The 19,949-nt window shown below is 74.1% G+C and carries 16 protein-coding genes and 1 pseudogene; 8 read left to right on the top strand and 9 right to left on the bottom strand.

The features are described 5' to 3' along the window. The first annotated feature begins 76 nt into the window (after positions 1–76). The 5 genes from ACFYXS_RS22050 to fxsA all read left to right on the top strand — a co-directional run bounded on the left by ACFYXS_RS22050 (position 77) and on the right by fxsA (position 5,939). Positions 77–517 carry an Lrp/AsnC family transcriptional regulator gene (locus ACFYXS_RS22050; RefSeq protein WP_319658299.1) on the top strand — a complete coding sequence of 147 codons (441 nt, stop codon included), beginning with the start codon at positions 77–79 and terminating at the stop codon, positions 515–517. A 146-nt stretch (positions 518–663) separates the two neighbouring features. Next, complete coding sequence (locus ACFYXS_RS22045; protein WP_389250860.1) at positions 664–2,214, top strand: amidohydrolase; 1,551 nt, start codon at positions 664–666, stop codon at positions 2,212–2,214. Between the two features lie 566 nt (positions 2,215–2,780). Further along, the gene (gene lnt / locus ACFYXS_RS22040; RefSeq protein ID WP_389250645.1) at positions 2,781–4,445 is read left to right on the top strand and encodes an apolipoprotein N-acyltransferase; all 1,665 of its coding nucleotides are present in this window, start codon (positions 2,781–2,783) and stop codon (positions 4,443–4,445) included. Then, a complete protein-coding gene (locus ACFYXS_RS22035) occupies positions 4,442–5,236 on the top strand; it encodes a polyprenol monophosphomannose synthase (protein ID WP_319658301.1) in 795 nt (264 codons plus the stop codon). The genes lnt and ACFYXS_RS22035 overlap by 4 nt, the downstream gene beginning before the upstream one ends. A gap of 46 nt (positions 5,237–5,282) precedes the next feature. Further along, on the top strand, positions 5,283–5,939 hold the full coding sequence (gene fxsA, locus ACFYXS_RS22030) for an FxsA family membrane protein (protein WP_389250642.1): 657 nt from the start codon (positions 5,283–5,285) through the stop codon (positions 5,937–5,939). Positions 5,940–6,001: 62 nt separating this feature from the next. Here the strand turns inward: fxsA and ACFYXS_RS22025 are convergent, their stop codons facing one another. From ACFYXS_RS22025 to ACFYXS_RS22010, 4 genes are all read right to left on the bottom strand, one after another. Further along, positions 6,002–6,376 (bottom strand): RNA polymerase-binding protein RbpA, encoded by a 375-nt coding sequence (locus tag ACFYXS_RS22025; RefSeq protein ID WP_389250640.1) that lies wholly within the window; start codon positions 6,374–6,376, stop codon positions 6,002–6,004. A 256-nt stretch (positions 6,377–6,632) separates the two neighbouring features. After that, a complete protein-coding gene (locus tag ACFYXS_RS22020) occupies positions 6,633–8,090 on the bottom strand; it encodes an MFS transporter (RefSeq protein ID WP_389250638.1) in 1,458 nt (485 codons plus the stop codon). Positions 8,091–8,204: 114 nt separating this feature from the next. After that, positions 8,205–9,512 (bottom strand): hypothetical protein, encoded by a 1,308-nt coding sequence (locus ACFYXS_RS22015; RefSeq protein WP_389250636.1) that lies wholly within the window; start codon positions 9,510–9,512, stop codon positions 8,205–8,207. A 326-nt stretch (positions 9,513–9,838) separates the two neighbouring features. Then, positions 9,839–11,677, bottom strand: a complete 1,839-nt coding sequence (locus ACFYXS_RS22010; RefSeq protein WP_389250634.1) for an acyltransferase family protein — start codon at positions 11,675–11,677, stop codon at positions 9,839–9,841. 740 nt (positions 11,678–12,417) lie between these two features. On the opposite strand from ACFYXS_RS22010, the pseudogene ACFYXS_RS22005 reads away from it, so the two are divergent. After that, positions 12,418–13,059 (top strand): annotated as a pseudogene (locus ACFYXS_RS22005) (class F sortase); the annotation flags it as partial. A gap of 201 nt (positions 13,060–13,260) precedes the next feature. On the opposite strand, the gene ACFYXS_RS22000 reads toward ACFYXS_RS22005, so the two are convergent. Then, positions 13,261–14,049 (bottom strand): glycerophosphodiester phosphodiesterase, encoded by a 789-nt coding sequence (locus ACFYXS_RS22000; RefSeq protein ID WP_389250631.1) that lies wholly within the window; start codon positions 14,047–14,049, stop codon positions 13,261–13,263. Further along, complete coding sequence (locus ACFYXS_RS21995; RefSeq protein WP_389250629.1) at positions 14,046–14,741, bottom strand: YitT family protein; 696 nt, start codon at positions 14,739–14,741, stop codon at positions 14,046–14,048. Before ACFYXS_RS21995 ends, ACFYXS_RS22000 begins: the two co-directional genes overlap by 4 nt. A gap of 98 nt (positions 14,742–14,839) precedes the next feature. On the opposite strand from ACFYXS_RS21995, the gene ACFYXS_RS21990 reads away from it, so the two are divergent. Then, complete coding sequence (locus ACFYXS_RS21990; RefSeq protein ID WP_389250627.1) at positions 14,840–16,330, top strand: PLP-dependent aminotransferase family protein; 1,491 nt, start codon at positions 14,840–14,842, stop codon at positions 16,328–16,330. An 84-nt stretch (positions 16,331–16,414) separates the two neighbouring features. Here the strand turns inward: ACFYXS_RS21990 and ACFYXS_RS21985 are convergent, their stop codons facing one another. From ACFYXS_RS21985 to ACFYXS_RS21975, 3 genes are all read right to left on the bottom strand, one after another. Next, entirely contained in the window at positions 16,415–16,807 is a 393-nt protein-coding gene (locus ACFYXS_RS21985) for a hypothetical protein (RefSeq protein WP_389250625.1), read from the bottom strand. Between the two features lie 110 nt (positions 16,808–16,917). Next, positions 16,918–17,379: a MarR family winged helix-turn-helix transcriptional regulator gene (locus ACFYXS_RS21980; RefSeq protein ID WP_389250623.1), complete on the bottom strand. Its 462-nt coding sequence runs from the start codon at positions 17,377–17,379 to the stop codon at positions 16,918–16,920. Between the two features lie 123 nt (positions 17,380–17,502). After that, positions 17,503–18,804, bottom strand: coding sequence for a M28 family metallopeptidase (locus ACFYXS_RS21975; RefSeq protein WP_389250621.1), 1,302 nt, complete (start codon positions 18,802–18,804; stop codon positions 17,503–17,505). 165 nt (positions 18,805–18,969) lie between these two features. Between ACFYXS_RS21975 and ACFYXS_RS21970 the strand changes: the two genes are divergently transcribed. Continuing rightward, entirely contained in the window at positions 18,970–19,347 is a 378-nt protein-coding gene (locus tag ACFYXS_RS21970) for an RNA-binding S4 domain-containing protein (protein ID WP_389250619.1), read from the top strand. Positions 19,348–19,949 lie beyond the last annotated feature (602 nt).

Below are 19,949 nucleotides of genomic sequence, written 5' to 3'. Positions count from 1 at the left end.
GGACCGCCGGGAGGCGGACCGCGGAGAACCGGGCCGGATGTCCCGGACGACCAAGGACCCTGTAGGTTCTTGCGTCGTGGAGGAGCTGGACCGGCAAATCGTGGAACTTCTCGTGGCCGACGGGCGCATGAGCTACACCGACCTGGGCAAGGCCACCGGCCTGTCCACCTCGGCCGTGCACCAGCGGGTCCGCCGCCTGGAGCAGCGAGGAGTGATCCGCGGGTACGCCGCGATCGTCGACCCCGACGCGGTGGGTCTGTCGCTGACCGCCTTCATCTCGGTCAAGCCCTTCGATCCCAGCGCCCCGGACGACATCGCCGACCGGCTCGCCGAGGTCCCGGAGATCGAGGCCTGCCACAGTGTGGCCGGCGAGGAGAACTACATCCTCAAGGTCAGAGTGGCCACGCCGATCGAGCTGGAACACCTGCTGGCGCGGATCCGCACCCTGGCCGGGGTCTCCACCCGGACCACGGTCGTGCTCTCCACCCCGTACGAGGCCCGGCCGCCACGCGTCTGAGGCCCGACCCACCGAAGCACTCCCACACCGCACCACCCCGCGAGGCGAAACCAGTGCCGCACACCACGAACGAGCCGACCACCCCCCGCACCGTGCTGCTGCGCGGCGGCAACGTCTACAGCCCCGCCGACCCCTTCGCCACCGCCATGGTGGTCGACGGCGGCACGGTCGCGTGGCTCGGCTCCGAAGGCGCCGCGGATTCCTTCGCGGAGGGCGTCGACGAGGTCGTCGACCTCGCCGGCGCGCTGGTCACCCCGGCGTTCACCGACGCCCACGTGCACACCACCGCTACCGGCCTGGCCCTCACCGGCCTGGACCTCGCCGGGGCCGGCACGCTGACCGAGGCACTGGACCGGGTGGGCGCCCATGCGCGGGCCCACACCGGCCACCGCGTCCTCCTGGGTCACGGCTGGGACGAGTCCCGCTGGCCCGAGCAGCGCCCGCCGACCCGCGCCGAGCTCGACGCCGCGACCGGCGGCCGCCCTCTGTACCTGACCCGCGCGGACGTGCACTCCGCGGCCGTGACCACCGCCCTCCTGGCGCTGGTCCCCGGCGTCGAGGCGCTGGCCGGCCACGACGCCGCCGGGCCGCTCACGCGCGACGCGCACCACGCGGTACGCCGCGCCGCCTACGCCGCCGTCACCCCCGCGCAGCGCGCCGCCGCCCAGCGTGCCGCGCTCGCGCACGCCGCCTCGCTCGGCATCGGCGCCCTCCACGAGTGCGCGGGGCCCGAGATCTCCTCCGAGGACGACCTGACCGCGCTGCTGCGCCTGGCGGCCGGCGAGCCGGGCCCGCACGTCCTCGGCTACTGGGCCGAGGCCGTCACCGGCCAGAAGGACCTGGAACGCCTGCGCGACCTGGGCGCGGTCGGGGCGGGCGGCGACCTCTTCGTGGACGGCTCGATCGGCTCCCGTACCGCATGCCTCCACGCCCCGTACGCCGACGCGCCCGGCACCGGCGGGACCGCGTACCTCGACGCCGCCGCCGTCGCGGAGCACGTCGCGCTGTGCACCGAGTCGGGCGTGCAGGCCGGCTTCCACGCCATCGGGGACGCCGCGGTCGCCGCCGTGGCCGAGGGTGTGCGCGAGGCCGCCCGGCGCGTCGGTCTCGACCGGGTGCGCGCCCTGCGCCACCGGGTCGAGCACGCCGAGATGATGACCGAGGACACCATCGCCGCCTTCGCGGAACTGGGGCTCGTCGCCTCCGTGCAGCCCGCCTTCGACGCGGCGTGGGGCGGCGAGGACGGCATGTACGCCCGGCGCCTGGGCGCGGACCGGGCCCGCACGCTGAACCCCTTCGCGGCGATGACCCGCGCCGGGGTGCCGCTGGCGCTCGGCTCCGACAGCCCGGTCACGCCGCTCGACCCCTGGGGCACGGTCCGCGCCGCGGCGTTCCACCGGACCCTGGACCACCGCATCTCGGCGCGGGGCGCCTTCAACGCCCACACGCGGGGCGGATGGCGCGCCGCCGGGCGCGACGACGCGGGCGTCCTCGTCCCGGGCGCGCCCGCCGACTACGTCGTCTGGCGGGCCGGCGATCTCGTCGTCCAGGCCCCCGACGACCGCGTCGCCAACTGGTCCACGGACCCCCGCTCCGGCACCCCCGGTCTGCCCGACCTCAGCCCGGACCTGCCGCTGCCCACCGCCCTGCGCACCGTCGTCGGCGGTCGCACGGTGTTCGCACGGCCGAACGAGTGACGCCACCCCGCGTGATGCGGCCGAACGGTTCTCCCTGGGCATGGCGTCGCACGGTCCGCGGCCCGCGCTTGACCTGCTGATTTGGTCAATCCGCGCAGGTCAAACGGCTGTTGACAGGCGACGGTCGGGGGCGAGTAGGTTCGGCCGGGTCCACCACCGGACGTCCGACCGGAGGCCTCCACGCGTCCGGCGACCGCCGCTGGGCCACGGGGCGTCGCGCCGCATTGGCACGCGCCACTGGAAGCCAGGTCCAGCGCCCGCGGTACGGAACGGGCTCGCCCGGCCGGCAGGTGTGACCGGGAGGGGCCCGGACGCCCAGTAGACAACGGCCTTGTCCGATCCGCAGCCAGCGGGTCCCAGGTCGGCCCGAAGGGCGCTCCGGGCCCCGAGCCCCCCTCCTCCCCCCCGTTCCCCCTCCGCGGGGCCGTTCCCTCCGGACCGGGACGTCAACACCTGGGGCGCGTCGGCGCGTCGTGCCGCCCCCTTTGCCTGCCCGGGGTCCGCGGGGGGCGCCATCCGGGGTACCGTCACTTCTCACAGTGCCCACCTGCAGGAAGGCCGCGAACGTGCGACCGCGTTCCGACGCCGCGACGGCGACCGCCGCGCCGACGGCGACGACCGATGAGGCCCGCCCGGCGGCGGCCGCCGCCGCCCCGGGGCGACTGGTCCGCGTGCGGCGCTCCGTGCGCCGGCACGCGCGGCGGTCGGCGATCGCGGCCGTGTGCGGCCTGGGGCTCGCGGCGGCCTTCCCGCCGTACGGACTGTGGCCGTTGTCGATCGCCGCGGTCGCGGGACTCGCGCTGCTGACCCGGGGCCGTACGGGCCGTCAGGGCGCGTGGCTCGGGTTCGCCTTCGGCCTGCCGTTCTTCCTCTGGCTGCTGCTGTGGCTGCGGGTGATCGGCTACGACGCCGTCGTCGGCCTGTCGGTGATCGAGGCCGCCTTCGTCGCGCTGCTCGGCGCCGGTCTGGCCGTGACGTCCCGGCTGCGGGCCTGGCCGCTGTGGGGCGCCTGCCTGTGGGTCGCCGAGGAACTCGCACGGGACCGCCTGCCGTTCGGCGGCTTCCCGTGGGGGCGGCTGGCGTTCGCCAACACCTCCTCGCCGTTCACGCCGCTGGCGGCGCTCGGCGGGGCCCCGCTGGTGACCTTCGCGGTGGCGCTGTGCGGCTCCCTGCTCGCCGCGTCCGCCGTCGCCGTGCGGCGGTTGCGCACGGGCCCGGTCGTGTTCGGCCGGCGCCGCTTCCTGCCGGCGGCCGGGGCGGGCGTCGCGGCGGTCGCCGTCTTCGCGGCGGGCTGGGCCGTACCGGTCCCGACGAAGGCCGACGACACCGTCCGGGTCGCCATAGTGCAGGGCAACGTCCAGCAGCCGGGCCTGCACTTCCTCGGCCGGCCGCTGAAGATCCTCGACAACCACGTCGAGGCGACGCTGAAACTCGCCGCGGACGTCAAGGCGGGGCGCACCCCCAAGCCGGATCTGGTGATCTGGCCGGAGAACTCCTCCGACATGGACCCGTTCGCCGAACCGCAGGCCTACGCGCTGATCACCAAGGCCGTCCAGACCATCGGCGTCCCGGTCCTCGTCGGCGCGCTCGTCGACGGCCCGGACGCCACCCATGTGCAGAACGAGGGCATCGTCTGGGACCCGGTGACAGGCCCCGGCGCCTCGTACACCAAGCAGCACCCCGTGCCCTTCGGCGAGTACGTGCCGTTCCGGCAGGAGCTCACCAAGGTCATCAAGCGCCTGGACCAGATCCCGCGCGACTTCTACCCCGGCGATCACAGCGGGGTGCTGCAGATCGGCCCGGCCCGGCTGGGCGACGTGATCTGCTTCGAGGTCGCCTACGACGGCATCGTGCACGACACCGTCGCCGCCGGTGCCCGCGCGCTGATCATCCAGACCAACAACGCGACGTACGGCCGGACCGGCCAGCCCGAGCAGCAGTTGGCCATGTCGCAGCTCCGGGCGGTGGAGCACGGCCGGGCCGTCGTCACGGCCGCCACGAGCGGCATCACCGCGGTCGTCGCCCCCGACGGCCGGATCGAGCAGCGGACGCGGGAGTTCACGCAGGACGTGCTCAGCGCCCAGCTGCCGCTGAGGGACGAACTGACCGTGGCCGACCGCGTCGGCGACGCTCCCGAATGGGTGCTCGCTATGGTTGGCCTCCTGTCGTGCGTCGCGGCGTTCGTGCTGGGCAGGCGAGGCAGCAAGGAAATGATGGAGGAGCAGCAGTGAGCGTTGGCGGTGGGGTCACCCGCGGTACGGCCCCGGGGAGCGCCTACGGGCCGCTCGGCACGGTTCTCGTGATCATTCCGACGTACAACGAGGCCGACAACATCAAGCCGATCGTGAGCCGGGTCCGGGCCGCCGTACCGGAGGCGCACGTCCTTGTCGCCGACGACAACAGCCCCGACGGCACCGGCAAGCTCGCGGACGAGCTGGCCGTCGTGGACGACCACGTGCACGTGCTGCACCGCAAGGGCAAGGAGGGCCTCGGCGCCGCCTACCTCGCGGGCTTCCGCTGGGGCATCGACCAGGGCTACGGCGTCCTGGTCGAGATGGACGCCGACGGCTCCCACCAGCCCGAGGAGCTGCCGCGGCTGCTGACCGCCCTCAAGGGTGCCGACGTCGTGCTCGGTTCGCGCTGGATCCCCGGCGGCCGGGTGGTCAACTGGCCCAAGTCCCGCGAGTACCTGTCCCGCGGCGGCAGCACGTACTCCCGCTTCCTGCTCGACGTGCCGCTGCGCGACGTGACCGGCGGCTACCGGGCCTTCCGCAAGGAGACGCTGCTCGGCCTGGGCATGGACGAGGTCGCCTCGCAGGGCTACTGCTTCCAGGTCGACCTGGCCTGGCGCGCGGTGAAGGCCGGCTTCCACGTCGTCGAGGTGCCCATCACCTTCGTCGAGCGCGAGCGCGGCGACAGCAAGATGAGCCGGGACATCGTGGTGGAGGCCCTGTGGCGGGTCACCGCCTGGGGTGTGGGCTCGCGCGTGCGGCGGTTCACGGAGGCCCGGCGCAAGAGCTGACCGGGGCCCTCGGGGCGTCCGGCGGCGACCAGGCACAATGGGGCCTATGACGATCAGCACCCCGCCGCCGGACGGGTCCGGTGGACCGCAGCAGCAGCGACAGCAGGGGCGTTCCCGCGGCCGGCGGTGGATTCCCCTGGCCGTGGCCGTGTACGCCCTGCTGGAGATCTGGCTGCTGATCCTGGTCGGCAGGGCGGCCGGCGGTCTGACCGTCCTGCTGCTGCTCGTCGCCGGCCTGGTCCTCGGCGGCCTGGCGATACGCAACGCGGGCCGCAGCGCCTGGCGGTCGCTGAGCGAGGCGGTGCGGGCGGCGACGCCGCCCGGCCAGGACGGGACCGCGGCGGGCCGCGGGACCGGCGAGGACACCAAGGACACCAAGAACGGCAAGGGAAAGGGCGGCGCGGGCGCGCTGCTGACCGGCGGCCTGCTGCTGATGGTGCCCGGCCTGATCTCGGACGTGGCCGGTCTGCTCTTCCTCTTCCCGCCGACCCGCTCGCTGCTGACCCGCCTCGGCGGGCGCGCGCTGGAGCGCAGGGTCGCCGCCCGCCCCCAGGAGCAGGGTTCGCTCGGCGACCTCTTCCGGCAGGCCCGCGACGCGGAGACGCAGATCCGCATCCATCGCCCGGACGGCAAGGTCATCCAGGGCGAGGTGGTGGACCGGGAACCGGGCGAGGACAACGAAAACCCCGGGACGCGGCACTGAGGCCACGTTCGCCGGGGCGCACGTCGGACCGGGCCCGCCCCTCACGGGCCCGCTACCTTCTGTCAGGCGCTCTTGCGGTTGTCGCGCGGATGAACGGCGATGTTCATCGCGCCGGAGCGCAGGACGGCCAGCCTTTCGGCCAGAACTTCCTCCAGCTCCTCGACCGTGCGCCGCTCCATGAGCATGTCCCAGTGCGTACGCGCGGGCTTGCTCGTCTTCTCCTCCGGGCTCTCTCCGTCGACCAGAAGTGCCACCTGGCCACAGGCCCGGCACTCCCACTCCGGCGGAATCTCGGCCTCCACCGAGAACGGCATCTCGAATCGATGGCCGTTCCGGCATGCGTACTCAACGGTCTGGCGAGGTGCCAGATCGATGCCGCGGTCGGTCTCGTAGCTCGTCGCCCCGAGTCGCGTGCCGCGGAGAGCTCGCTCACTCATGAATCGTGCCTCCCGGGCTGTGTCGCCCACAGGACAGGTGTCGCTGTCGTCGTCATCCGGTCAACGTCCGGTCGGCGGTGAAGATTCCCGTATCGGGAGGTGCGTCGCCCGTCGTGCCGCCCCTTTTTGTACCCATCGGCGCCCGTTTTGTCACATCTCACGAAAGATGTCACCCTGCGTTCTGATATCTTTAGCGCGCAGTAACGGTCCATCCGTCGAACCAACGGCGTACACTACCGCGTCGCACTCCGAGGGGCTAAATCGTCTCGGGGACCGGATTGCCGGCGGCCGCCACCGCCCGTCGCATGGGCACCCGCAGCAGCAGGACGAAGCCGATCGCGAAGAAGACCACCAGCGAGATGATCGCTTCCCGGTAACTGCCGCTGAGCTGGTACGTCAGCCCGAACAGCAGCGGCCCGAGCCAGCTCGTCCCGCGGTCGCTCACCTCGTACACCGAGTAGTACTCGGCCTCCTTGCCGCGCGGCACGAGGTGCGAGAAGAGCGAGCGCGACAGCGCCTGGCTGCCGCCCAGCACCATGCCGATGGCCGCCGCCAGGAGGAAGAAGCCCACCGGCCGGCCGGCGGGCAGGAAGAATCCGGCCGCGAGGGTGATCGTCCAGGCCACCAGCGAGCCGAGCACGGTGCGGTGCGTCCCGTACCGCGCGGCGAGCCGGCCGAGCAGCAGGGCGCCGAAGACCGCCAGCACCTGAACGAGCAGGATCGCGCCGATCAGCGTCGTCTGGTCCAGGTCCAGCTCCTCGGAGCCGTAGACGGACGCCTGGGAGATCACGGTCTGGATGCCGTCGTTGTAGATGAGGTACGCCAGCAGGAAGCCGAGCGTGAGCGGGTAGCGGCGCATGTCCCGGACGGTGTCGGCGAGCTGACGCCAGCCCTGGCGCAGCGCCCCGGACCCGGCCCGGGCCTTGACGGCCCCGGCCGCCGTGACCGTCCCGGCCGCCCCGTCGACACGATCGCGCAGCCGCAGCAGCGGCACGATCGTGAAGCCCGCCCACCACAGCCCCGCCGACGCGAGGCAGATCCGCACGGCCGTGCCCTTGGAGAGGCCGACCGCGTCGTGGCCGAGGAAGAGGGCGAGGTTGGCGACGAGCATCAGGGCACCGGCGGCGTAGCCGAACGCCCAGCCGCGCGAGGACACCGCGTCGCGCTCGTGGGGCTCGGCGATCTGCGGCAGGAAGGCGTTGTAGAGGACGACCGAGGCCGCGAAGGCGACGTTGGCGACGATCAGCAGCGCGCCGCCCAGCAGATAGCGGTCACCGCCCACGAAGAACATGGCGGTGGTCGCGGCGGCCCCGGTGTAGGCGAAGACCCCCATCAGCGCCTTCTTGCGGCCGGTGCGGTCCGCGATCGCCCCGGCCAGCGGCATCACCAGCACCGACAGCAGCACGGAGGCGGAGACGACGTACGCGAAATAGGCGCCGGCCCGCACGGGTATCCCGAGCGGGCGGACGTAGCCGTCGGGGTCGGCGGCGGCCTCGGCGATGTCGGTGAGATAGGGGCCCAGGAAGACCGTGATGACGCTGGTGGAGAAGACCGAGTTGGCCCAGTCGTAGAAGTACCAGCCGCGTTGCTCGCGGCGCCGTTCGCCCGCGGCGGCCACGGCGCCGTCGCCCGCCGCCGTGCCCCGCACCTCGTCCGTGCTCACCACTTGTGCCCGCCGTTCCGTGTCCGTGCGCCGTGCCGATGTGATCGGCATGATGCCATCAGCGGGCGGCCGAGTGAGAGCCAGGACACATGACTGCCCCCGGGCGCCACTTGGGCGGCCCGGGGGCAGGGGGCGGTATGCCTGGATCGCGGAGGTCCGCAACGATCAGGCCTTGCCGCCGTTCGTCCGGCGACGGCGCAGCACCCAGAAGGTGGCACCGGCACCCGTGGCCAGCAGCGCGCCACCCACGATGGTCTCGGGGGTGTTCATGCCGATCGAACCGCCGAGACCGGTGTTCGGGGCGCCGATCGGCCCGCCACCGCCGATACCGCCGCCACCGATTCCGCCGCCGATGCCGCCACCGCCGCCGCCACCGCCGCCACCCCAGCAGCCGCCGCGACCGCCGCCACGGCCGCCGCCGTAGCCGCCGTCGCCACCGCGGCCGCCCTCGCCACCGCGGCCGCCCTCGCCGCCGCGACCGCCGCCGAAGTCACCACGGTCGTCGCCGCCGCGGCCGAAGCCGCCGTCGTCCATGTTGCGGCCGTCGGCCAGGTCCGTGCCCGCGCCGTCGTTCAGGCTCTGACCCTGGCTGCCGGTGTTGTTGAGGCCGGCACCCGCGCCGGCGCCGTTGCCGTTGTCGCCCCGGCCGCCGTTGTCCCCGCGCCCGCCGTCGTCGCCGCGCCCGCCGTTGTCCCCGCGCCCGCCGTCGTCGCCGCGGCCACCGTCACCGCCGCGCCCGCCGTCACCGCGGTCGTCCCCGCGGCCGCCGCCGCCGTAACCGCCGTCGCCACCACGCCCGCCTTCGCCGCCGCGGCCGTAGCCGTCACGGCCACCGCCCCACCACGACTCGCAGTTGTCGCCGTAGCCGCCGCGGCCGTGTCCGTAACCGCCGTGCCCGCCGTGGCCGTAGCCCCGGTCACCGTGGTCCCGGCCCCGGTCGTCGCCGTGGTCGTCGCCGCGGTCGCCGCGGTCACCGTGGTCGTCCCCCCGGTCGTCGCCGCGGTCGTCCCCGCGGTCGTCGCCGCGGCCGCCGTTGTCGCCCCGGTCGTCGCCGCGGTCGCCGTTGTCGCCCCGGTCGCGGTCGCTGCCGTTGGCGTTTGCGTTGCCGCCGGCTGCGCCGTTGGCGTTCCCGTCGATGGCACGGACGGTCAGCTGCACGACGCTCGGGCCGGTGTCCTGGCCCGTCGGCTCGGTGCAGTCGACGGTCACGTTGTACGTGCCCGGGGGAGTGGCTGCCGGGACGGTGAAGCTGGCGCCGCCGCCGGTCGAGCTGACCGCCACGGTGGGGCGCTCGGGGATGCTGGTGGTGATGACGGTGTCGCTCACGCAGTTGGCGACGGTGACCGTGACGAGGTCACCGGGGGAGACCCGGTAGCTCGAGAGCCCGACGCCAGGGGCCGCGATAGCGTTTGTTGGCAGGACGACTGCGGCTACGGTCATCGCCGCCCCGGCCATGATGCGTGGAGCACGCATGGGGAGAACCTCCTTGCGGACGGGGCAGGTGGGACTGGCTTCCCGTGACACGAACTGCGACCGCGTCCTTGCTCCCATGGCACGAGGACCGGGATACGGCCGCACCTTGGAACGGCCTTCCCCGTTGCTCCGGACGGGGCATCAGGCTCGTCGCCGGTCCGCGGTTGCCGCAGGTCAGCGACATATCTGGAGCGGCGTCAGAAAAATGTGAAGAGATCGTCAAACGGGTGACGGAAAGTCAGAGGATCTTGGTTCGGAAGTACGGCCGACTGGACGTCAGCCGATACTCCGTCAGGAAAGAATTCGCCACCGTCACGGACGATGCGTCAGATACCCGCTCCCACGGCAGCGGAGAGGGTCCGCGCGTACAGGCGGGCGCCCTCGGGGCGGGGGTGGATGCGGTCCCCCCACAGCAACTGCGGGTGTCCGGCGATCACGGCCCGCCACGGGACCAGTACGGATCCGGGGTGTTCGCGCACCCCCTCCCTCAGCGCACTGTTCACCCGGGCCTCCCAGGAGCGGGGTGCCTGGACGTCCACGAAGGCGACGAGCCGTCCGGGGCCGGCGATCCGTACCACCCGGTCGAGGGTCTCGCGGGTCACGTCCCCGTTCGTCCCGAGCCCGACGACGACCACGCCGCGCAGTCGCCCGGCGTCCCGCAGTCGCTCCAAAACCTGCGGCGCGGCGCTCATCTGACGACCCACCACGGCATCCACCGCGATTCCGGGCAGCAGTTCCTGCAGGGCGTCGGCCGAGGCCAGCATCACCGAGTCGCCCACCGCCGTGATGTCGGCGCCGGTCACCTCCGGTACGCCGCCCGTCCCGGTGTCCGGCCCGTCCTCCTGGCGTGCGGGGCGCAGCGCGCGGAGCGGCTCGGCAGGCCGTGCCGTCGGCGACACCGGCGCGGACGCCGCCGCGACCACGCGCTCGCCCGAGGCGATCTGCGACTGCAGGCCGCCGCCGGACGGGGCCCGCAGCACACCGACGTACCCCACGCACGCCATCGCGACGCCCGCGGCCGCGGCTCCCAGCACCAGCCGGGGCCGGGCGCCCCATGCCCGCCGCAGGAACGTGCTGCACAACTCGGCGTACCCGCGCACGCCGAGCCGCAGCAAGGGCTCCTCCAGGACGCGGTACGACAGCGCGGCGAGGGCCACCGGCAGGGTGAGCGCCGCGCACCGTGCGAACGGTGAACTCAAGACCTCCGGCGCTGCGTTGACCAGGCAGGCGAGGACCGGCCAGTGCCACAGGTAGATCCCGTACGAGCGGCGCCCGGTCCAGGCCAGCGGCCGCCACCCCAGCAGCCGGGCGACCCTGCCGGGCCCGCCCGCCGCCACCGTGAGCGCGGCCGCCGCCAGGCACACCGGGACCAGGCCGCCCCGGTACACGAGGGCCGAGGTCCCCGACACGAGCAGGGCAGCCCCGGTCAGCACGGCCAGCCCCGCCACGCCCAGCCCGTCGATGGCCCGCACGTATCCGGCCCGGCGCATCGTCCCGGCCCGCGACAGGGGGAGGACGAGCGCGACCGCCGCGCCGAGCAGCAGTGCGCCGCCGTGCGTGTCCGTCCCGTAGTACACCCGGGAGGGGTCGGTGCCCGGTACGTGGAGCAGGGCCATCGCCGTGAAGGACGCGGCAGCCGGCACCGCCACGATCGCCGCCTGCGCCCACTGCCGGCGCACCACCGCCATCAGCGCCCACAGCAGCAGCGGCCAGGCCACGTAGAACTGTTCCTCGACCGCCAGTGACCACAGATGCCGCAGCGGCGGTTCGGCGCCGAACTGCGCGAAGTACATGTCGTGCCGGCCCAGCTGCCACCAGTTGCTGCGGTAGGTGAGCGCCGCCGCTACTGCGCCCCGCAGATCACGCCGTCCGTCCCCGCCGACCAGCGTCGCCGCGCACGCGGTGACCGCCAGGACCAGCCACAGCACGGGCAGCAGCCGCAGTGCGCGGCGCCGCCAGAAGGCGACGAGCCGCAGGCGCCCGCCCCGCCGGCGGTCGGCGGCGAGCAGACTGGTGATCAGGTAGCCGGAGAGGACGAAGAAGAGGTCCACGCCCAGGAAGCCGCCCGGCAGCCACGGAGCGTGCACGTGGTACACGACGACCGCCGTCACGGCCAGCGCGCGCAGACCGTCGAGACCCTGTGCACGCGGGTGCTGAGTGTTCATCAGGCCACGGTCGGCACCCCGGGTCGGCTCCGCATCCCGGCAGCGCCCGATTGGACCCGCTGCCTCACCCGGTCTACCCGATCGGGTGAGGTGCGGATTGCCCCGTTCGCACTCCTCCGAATGCGGTCGGCGCGCACCCGTCCTACGGTCCTGTATGACGGGCCGTCATGTGCCGTCACGCACCTGGCTGCCGGAGCTGAAGGACTGTGATGGATCACTATCCCGGGGAGCACACCGCTCCCGTGCCGTGGTACGGACATCCCGACGCCTGGTACGGGCAGCCCGACCCCTGGTTCGGGCAGCCGCTCCCGGCCTCGTGGGAGGACGAGGCAGCACGTCCGCCCGCTCGCCCCCGCCCGGCCTCGAAGGCGCCGGCCCGCGCCGGCCGGCAGCGCGGCAAGCCGGAGCCCGCGCCGCGCCCGCGGCAGAAGGCGAAGGCTGGACGCCCGTCCGAGCCCGGGTCGAAGCCGCGCGCCCAGGGTGCGCCCGCCGCCAAGGTCCGCCGGGAGGCCAAGGAGGCCGAGGGCCGTCCCGCTCCGAAGGCCCGTCCCGCCGCGAAGAGCCGTCCCGCTACCCCGGACACCCGGGCCGCCGCCCCCAAGGTTCCCAAGGCTCCCGCCGGGCGGGGGAATCCGCCGCGACCCGCCGTCCGCGCCACCGGGGCCGGGACCGGGACCGGGCGTCCGCGGGCCGGTACCGGCGCCCGGCCGGCCGTACGCCGTCACCAGCAGCCGCCGCCACTGCGTCTGACGCGGCGCGGCCGGCGGGTCGCCGGGGTGGCGGTGGGCGCGCTCGTGGTGACCGGGCTCGTGCTGACCTTCGACGGTTTCCTGGGGTCGGGCGGTCCGCCCCAGCCCTCGGCCGCCTCCGCCGCCCTGGCCGGCAGTGCGGGCGGTGCGGGCTCCGGCATCAAGGCGCCACCCCCGCTGCCGCCGGCCCAGCCGACGCGGGTGCGCATCCCCTCGATCGGGGTGGACGCCCCGCTGATGAACGTGGGCCTGGACAAGGACGGCGTCATCGAGACACCTCCGCCCGAGGAGAAGAACGAGGCCGCCTGGTACAAGGACTCGGTGAGTCCCGGGGCGCGCGGCGCCTCGGTCATCGTCGGCCATGTCGACAACATGAGCGGCCCGGCCGTGTTCTACAGCCTCGGCGCGCTGAAGAAGGGCTCGACCATCGAGGTCGCCCGTGACGACGGCACCACCGCGGTCTTCACCATCTTCGGCATCGAGGTCTTCAACAGGACCGGCTTCCCGGCCCACCGGGTCTACGGCGACACGAAGGACCCAGAGCTGCGGGTCATCACCTGCGGCGGCACGTACAGCAGCGCCAGCGGCTACTCCGGCAACGTGGTGGTCTTCGCCCGGATGTCGAAGACCAGGTCGGCAGCCGACGAGAAGGCCGCGAAGGCCGAGAAGGCCGAGGGAGCGGAGAAAGCCCGCAAGACCGAGAGCCCCGGGACGACGGACGGGCCCGACAAGCCGGACAACCCCGGCAAGAGCGTCACGACCGGCGAGGCGAGCCCGACCGCGACTCCCGGCAAGGAGGAGAAGGCACCGGCCGGGTGACGGGGCGTCAGCGGATCAGGTCCAGACGCCGCGTTCGACGAACACCGAGCGCAGCAGCTCCAGCCGGTCGGTCATGATGGCGTCCACGCCGAGGTCCAGCAGGGCGTGCATCCGGGCCTCGTCGTTCACCGTCCACACGTGCACCTGGAGGCCCAGGCGGTGCGCCGTGCGCAGGAACGCCCCGTCGACCACGCGGATGCCGTACGCGCGCTCCGGCACCTGCACGCAGACCGCACCGCGCCGCACCGCCGTGTCGAGGAGGAAGCGCTCGGCGACCCGGCCGCCGACCGAGAGCAGGCGGAGGTCCGCCACGCCGCGGGTGCCGAGCGAACTGGCCATGCGGGGCCCGCCGAGCGCGCGGGCCCTGACCAGCCGCGCCTCGGAGAAGGAGCCCACGCACACCCGGTCCCAGGCGTCCGCGCGGTCGATCGCCGCGATCAGCGGGGCCACGGCCTCGTCCACCTTGGCGTCGACGTTCCAGCGGGCCCCGGGGAAGGCCTCGAGCAGGTCCTGGAAGAGCGGTACCGGCTCCTTGCCCGCGACACGGGCCTCGCGGACCTGGTCCCAGGTGAGCTCGGCGATCCTGCCGCGTGTGTCGGTGACACGGTCCAGGGAGCTGTCGTGGAAGGCCACCAGGACCCCGTCGGACGTGAGGTGGACGTCGGTCTCCAGGTAGCGGTAGCCGCCCTCGACGGCGGTCCGGAAGGCGGCCATGGTGTTCTCCAGGCCGTCGGCGTCACCGCCCCGGTGGGCGAAGGCAATCGGTGCCGGGCTGTCGAGGTACGGGTGGCGTATCGCGGTCACTCGTGCAGTATCGCGTGTCCCCCGGCGGGCTCCGCCACCGGCCGCCCCCCTCGGGCCACCACCTCCCCGCCGTCCCGCTCGGCCGAGGGCTGCGGGAACGCGAGGACGCGCAGGAAGAACTGGGCCAGCGGGCCGATCGACAGCGCGTAGAGCACGGTGCCGACGCCCACGCTGCCGCCCAGGACGAAGCCCACCGCCAGCACCGTCACCTCGATCCCGGTGCGCACCATCCGGATCGAGCGCCCGGTGCGCCGGTGCAGTCCGGTCATCAGCCCGTCGCGCGGTCCCGGACCGTAGCCGGCGGTGATGTACAGCCCGGTCGCCACGCCGCCCAGCACGATGCCCGCGACCAGGAGCGGGATGCGGACGCCGAGGGAGTGCGGCTGGGGGAGCAGGCCCAGCGTGGCGTCCATCGACAGGCCGACGACGAAGACATTGGAGACCGTGCCCAGGCCCGGCCGCTGGCGCAGCGGCCACCACAGCAGCAGGACGAGCGCGCCGACGCCCACCGACACCAATCCGATGCTGACGCCGGTGTGCTTCGCGATGCCCTGGTGCAGGACGTCCCACGGGTCCAGGCCGAGCGCGGCGCGCACCTGCAGGGCGGCGCTCGCGCCGTACAGGACCAGACCCGCGTAGAGGTGCACCAGCCTGCGGGCGGTGCGTGCGGCTGTGCGTGATTGGCCCTCCACAGGACCCCCCTCCGGCCGTGATGACGCTGTACCGGACACTGTGTGGCATGGTCGTGGTCGGAATCCATGGCCAATGTGCGGAAGGTGGACCGGTAACCATGTCGCAGTGGACCGCAAACGTGGGTGTCACCCATCTCGCCCGGCTGCTCGAACCCCGCCCCCAGCGCTCCACCGGACGCCGTGTCCCGGCCTACCGGGGCCTCGCCGACGGGATCCGGGTCCTGGTCCTGGAGGGCCGCGTCCCCGTGGCCGCGCGCCTCCCCGCGGAGCGCGAACTGGCCCTCGCCCTGGCCGTCAGCCGGACCACGGTCGCCGCCGCCTACGAGGCGCTGCGCGCCGAGGGCTTCGCGCGCTCCCGGCGCGGCGCGGGCACCTGGACCGCCGTCCCCGAGGGGCACGCCCTGCCCACGCGCGGTCTGGAGCCGCTGCCCCCGGACGCCGCCGGCACCGTCATCGACCTCGGCTGCGCCGCCCTCCCCGCGCCCGAGCCATGGCTGTCCCGCGCGGTCGGCGGCGCCCTGGCCGACCTGCCCTCCTACACCGCCACGCACGGCGACTTCCCCGCGGGGCTGCCCGTCCTGCGGGAGGCCATCGCCGAGCGGTACACCGCGCGCGGCATCCCGACGCTCCCCGAGCAGATCATGGTCACCACCGGGGCCATGGGGGCCATCGCCGCCGCCGTCCGGCGCCTGGTCGCGCCCGGCGAACGGGTGGCCGTCGAGGCCCCCAGTTACGCCAACGTCCTGGAGCTGCTGCGGGAGAGCGGCTCCCGGCTGGTCCCGGTCGCGCTGCGCGACGGGCTCGCCGGCTGGGACCTCGACCACTGGAAGCGCGTCCTGCGCGACGCGGCGCCGCGCATGGCGTACGTCATGCCGGACTTCCACAACCCGACCGGCACCCTCGTCCCCGACGACCAGCGCCGGGCGCTGGTCGAGGCGGCCCGCGCGGCCGGGACCGTGCTGATCGCCGACGAGACGATGGCCGAACTGACCCTGGACGCCGGAGCCGGTCCCCCGCCGCGCCCGATGGCCGCCTTCGACCGCGGCGGCACCGTCATCACCGTCGGCTCGGCCAGCAAGGCGATCTGGGCGGGCCTGCGCATCGGCTGGGTGCGCGCCACGCCCGACGTCGTGCGCCGGCTGGTCAGCGCCCGCGCCTACCTCGACCTCGGCTCGCCCGTCGTCGACCAGCTCGCGGTCGCCTGGCTGCTGCGCAACGACGTCTGGGACGACGCCGTGGCCGCCCGGCGCGAGCGGGCCCGCTCCCATCGCGACGACCTGGCGGCCGCCCTGCGCGACCGGCTGCCCGAGTGGGAGTTCGCCGTGCCCTCCGGCGGGATGACCATGTGGGTGCGCACCGCCGAGGTCTCCGGCTCCCGCCTCGCGGTGGCGGGCGAGCGGCTGGGTGTCCGCGTCCCGTCCGGTCCGCGCTTCGGCATCGACGGGGCCTTCGAGTCCTACATCCGGCTGCCCTTCACCGTCGGCGGCGGCGTGGCCCGCGACGCCGTCGAACGGCTGGCCGCCGCCGCGCAGGCGGTCCGCGACGGCGGCGGGGCCGAGACCGAGGGCACCGGCCTGTTCGTGGCGTGAGAAGGCCCCCGGAGCAGCGGCTCCGGGGGCCCTTCCGGCGCGGGGCGGTCCGGCGGACTCAGCGGGTGGGCTCAGCGGGCGGGCTCAGTGGTCGGGGATCTCCGTCAGACGGACCCGGAGCTCGACCTCCTGGTCACCGGAGACGCTGCCCTGCTCCTCCAGTTCGAAGCAGTCGCCGAGCACCTTCTTGACCTCGCGGACGTGCCGCGGGCCGCCGGACAGGTCGGCGGTGAGCGTGCCGTCGAGATGGACCGGACCGAGCTCGTGGCCGTGGCTGCGCGTGTCGATGGAGGCCGACCACACGGTCGGGTGCTTGGCGCCCGGCCGTGGCTCCAGGGCCTCGGTCAGACTCTCGCCGGGGCGCGTGGGGAAGGCGGCTTCCAGCGCGCCGAGTACGGCTCCTGCGTCCTGCTTGGCGCAATCGGTGAGCATGACGTCGACGTGGGAGTCGTGGGATCCGGTGTGGTGCGTGGTCATCAGCGATTCTCCTCTCGCGGGATGCCCCGTTGCGGCGCGGCGATGCGGCGACCGCGGTCCGCGCCCCTCTCAGCGTAGGTCGGTGCCCGCCGGGTCGCAGCGGGCCGCGGTCACGCGCCGGTGCCCAGCCCCTCCAGCGCCTCGACCAGGGGCGCGAGTTCCGGCTGCGTGGCGGCGTCGGCGAGGGCCTGGCGCAACGCCTCGTCGTGGGTCGGGCGGGCCTGCGCGAGCAGGGCGAGACCGTCCTCGCCGACGTCGGTGTAGATCCCGCGGCGGTCGGTCGCGCACAGGTAGCGCGTGAGCAGCCCACGGTCCTCGAGCCGCGTCACCAGCCGTGTGGTGGCGCTCTGGCTCAGCACCACGGCGTCGGCCACCTGTGCCATCCGCAGATGGCCGCCCTCGCCCGGGTGCTGGCGGCTGAGCACGTCGAGCAGGGAGAACTCGCGCACGCTCAGCCCGTGCCCGGCCTCGAGCGCGCGCTCGATGTGCGCCTCGATCCGGTTGTGCAGCAGGGACAGGGCGTACCAGCCCTGCGCCGGCCCGGCGGGTACGGGGTCCGTGGTGGCGGTCATGGGCCCAGGATAAGTCAGGCCGCCGGTAGTCGGCGCGTGCAAATTTTTCGAGCGACCGGACGCGGGGGTCGCGACGGACGTGGGCGCCGGGTGCGTCCGGCGCCCACGCCCCTCACGGGGCGGTCAGAAGGTGAGCTTCCAGCTGTTGACGTATCCCGTGTCCTGGGCCGCCACGTCGCGGACGCGGAGCTTCCACGTGCCGTTGGCGACCTCGGCGGAGGCGTTGACCGTGTACGTCGTGATGACGTTGTCCGCCGAGTCGTTGCTGCTCGAGTTCTTCAGCCGGTAGGCGGTGCCGTCCGGGGCGACCAGGTCGACGACGAGGTCGCCGCGCCAGGTGTGCCGGATGTCGACGCCGACGGCGAGGGCGGCGGGCGCGTTGCCCGCGATGCCGCTGACGGTCACCGGGGACTCCACGGCCGCGCCCGCGTCGGGGATCGTGACGTCGGCGGTGTTCTCGAACACGGTGCCCGGCGGGGGAGTCGTGGCGGTGGAGAGCGTCCAGATCGCGTTGGCGATGGCGTCGGTGTTGTTGTCCAGCGCCGTGTCGTTGATGTTGGACGCCGTGTCGCAGGAGGCGTGGTAGCAGCGGTCGAAGGCCTGCCCCGACGTGCCGCCCCACTTCTGCGCCTGCGCCGCGGTCTTGATGTAGTCGGCGCCGCTGAACAGGCCGCCGACCGGCACGCCCACGTTCTTGAAGGGCGCGTGGTCGGAGCGGCCGTCGCCCTCGGTCTCGATCTCGGTCGCGATCCCCTTGGCGGCGAACCAGTCCTTGAAGACCTTCTCCAGGGCGGTGTCGTCGTCGTAGACGAAGTAGCCGGGGTTGGGCGAGGCGATCATGTCGAAGTTCAGATAGCCGTCGATCCTGCCGCGGTCGGCGGTGGACAGGCTGTTGACGTACGCCTTGGAGCCGATCAGGCCGAGCTCCTCGGCCCCCCACCATCCGAAGCGCAGGTGCTTGGTGGGCTGCAGGTTCTCGCGTGCGACCGCGAGGGCGGTCTCCAGCACGGCGGCCGAGCCGGAGCCGTTGTCGTTGATGCCCGGGCCGGCGGTCACGGAGTCGAGGTGCGAGCCGGCCATGATCACGTGGTTGGCGTCGCCGCCGGGCCAGTCGGCTATGAGGTTCCAGCCGGTGGCGCCGCCCGACGTGAACGACTGGAGCGCGGTGGTGTAGCCGGCCGCGTCCAGCTTGGCCTTCACGTAGTCGACGGAGGCCCGGTAGCCGGTCCGGCCGTGGGCGCGGTTGCCGCCGTTGGCGGTGGCGATGGACTGCAGCTGGCTCAGGTGCGCCTTGACGTTCGCGACGGGGATGTCCGGCGCGGCGGCGAGGGCGGGCCGGGCCGAGACGGGTGTGGCGGACGCGGTCAGCAGGGCCGCGGCCAAGGCGCCGACGGCGCCGGCCGCGACGAGTCTGATTGCGGGCACAGGTCACTCCGGTGTGTGGGGGGATGGAGTCGCGCGGTGATGGGACGTTCTTGAGCAGAACTTGACGCGTACATGCCTGAGCAGATCCTGTGTACCGCGGGGCTTCCCGTCAAGGGCGCATACCGGACGCCGCGTTCCGCGAAGCGGGCGCGCTAGGGTCGGAGCATGGCTGACGACGAGGGCCCGGTGCGGGTCGACGCCTGGATCTGGTCGGTCCGGCTCACGAAGACGCGCTCCATGGCCGCCACCGCGTGCCGCGCCGGACACGTGCGCGTCAACGGCGAGCGCGTGAAGCCGGCGCACGCCGTCCGCCCGGGCGACGAGGTAAGACTGCGCGGCGCCGGGCGGGAGCGGATCGTCGTCGTGTCCCGGCTGGTCCGCAAGCGTGTCGGCGCGACCGTGGCCGTCGAATGCTTCGTCGACAACAGCCCGCCCCCGCCCACCCCGGAGGAGGTGCCGGCGCCCGTGATCCGCGACCGCGGCACCGGCCGCCCCACCAAGCGCGACCGGCGCGACATGGAGCGCCTCCGCGGCGCCCGCTGACGGCCGTGCGGCCGGACGGCAGCCCGCTGTTCGCGGGTGCGCTGTCGGGTGGGCCGGACCGCCGGCGCGGGGTCACGGCGTCGTGGCGGCCGGCCCGTCACTGATGGACCGGCCTCGCGCCGGATCCGCACGGAGGCCCGTGTCCAGGCGCCCCGGGCACGGGGGCGGCCCGGACCGGTGACCCGGTCCAGGGCGTCGGCGCGCCCGGCCGGTCCGCGACGCGGTGAGGCGGGGGGCGGCGAGGGTTTCCCGTACGCCCGCGGCGGGTCACGGAGGACACGGTGGTCCGCCGGCGTGCCCGGCACTGCGCCCCGGCGTCCGCCGCCGCTCCGGCAGCGCGGCGGGGTCGACGGCGCGGCGCGCCGTCCCGGCAGTGCGCGTCCCGCTCCGCGGACGCGTGGCAGCACCCCGAGGCCTTCAGGCGCTGCGGTGCGCAGGTGGCGGGAGGTCGCGGTCCAGTGCCTGCTCCCCGGAAGGAACTCCGCCTGCGGACACGGCAGTTACGGACCGGCTCCCGGCGCAACGCGGCCCCCCTTGCCGGTCGGAGCGCCCCGCGGGCCCGCTGCGTCCGGCGGCCGTCGCGGGCCTCGGGTCACACCGGC

The sequence above is a fragment of the Streptomyces sp. NPDC002574 genome (genome assembly GCF_042889545.1).
GTDB lineage: Bacteria > Actinomycetota > Actinomycetes > Streptomycetales > Streptomycetaceae > Actinacidiphila.
Note: the sequence above shows the minus strand (reverse complement) of the source record. Positions and strands in the feature narration are given on the sequence as shown.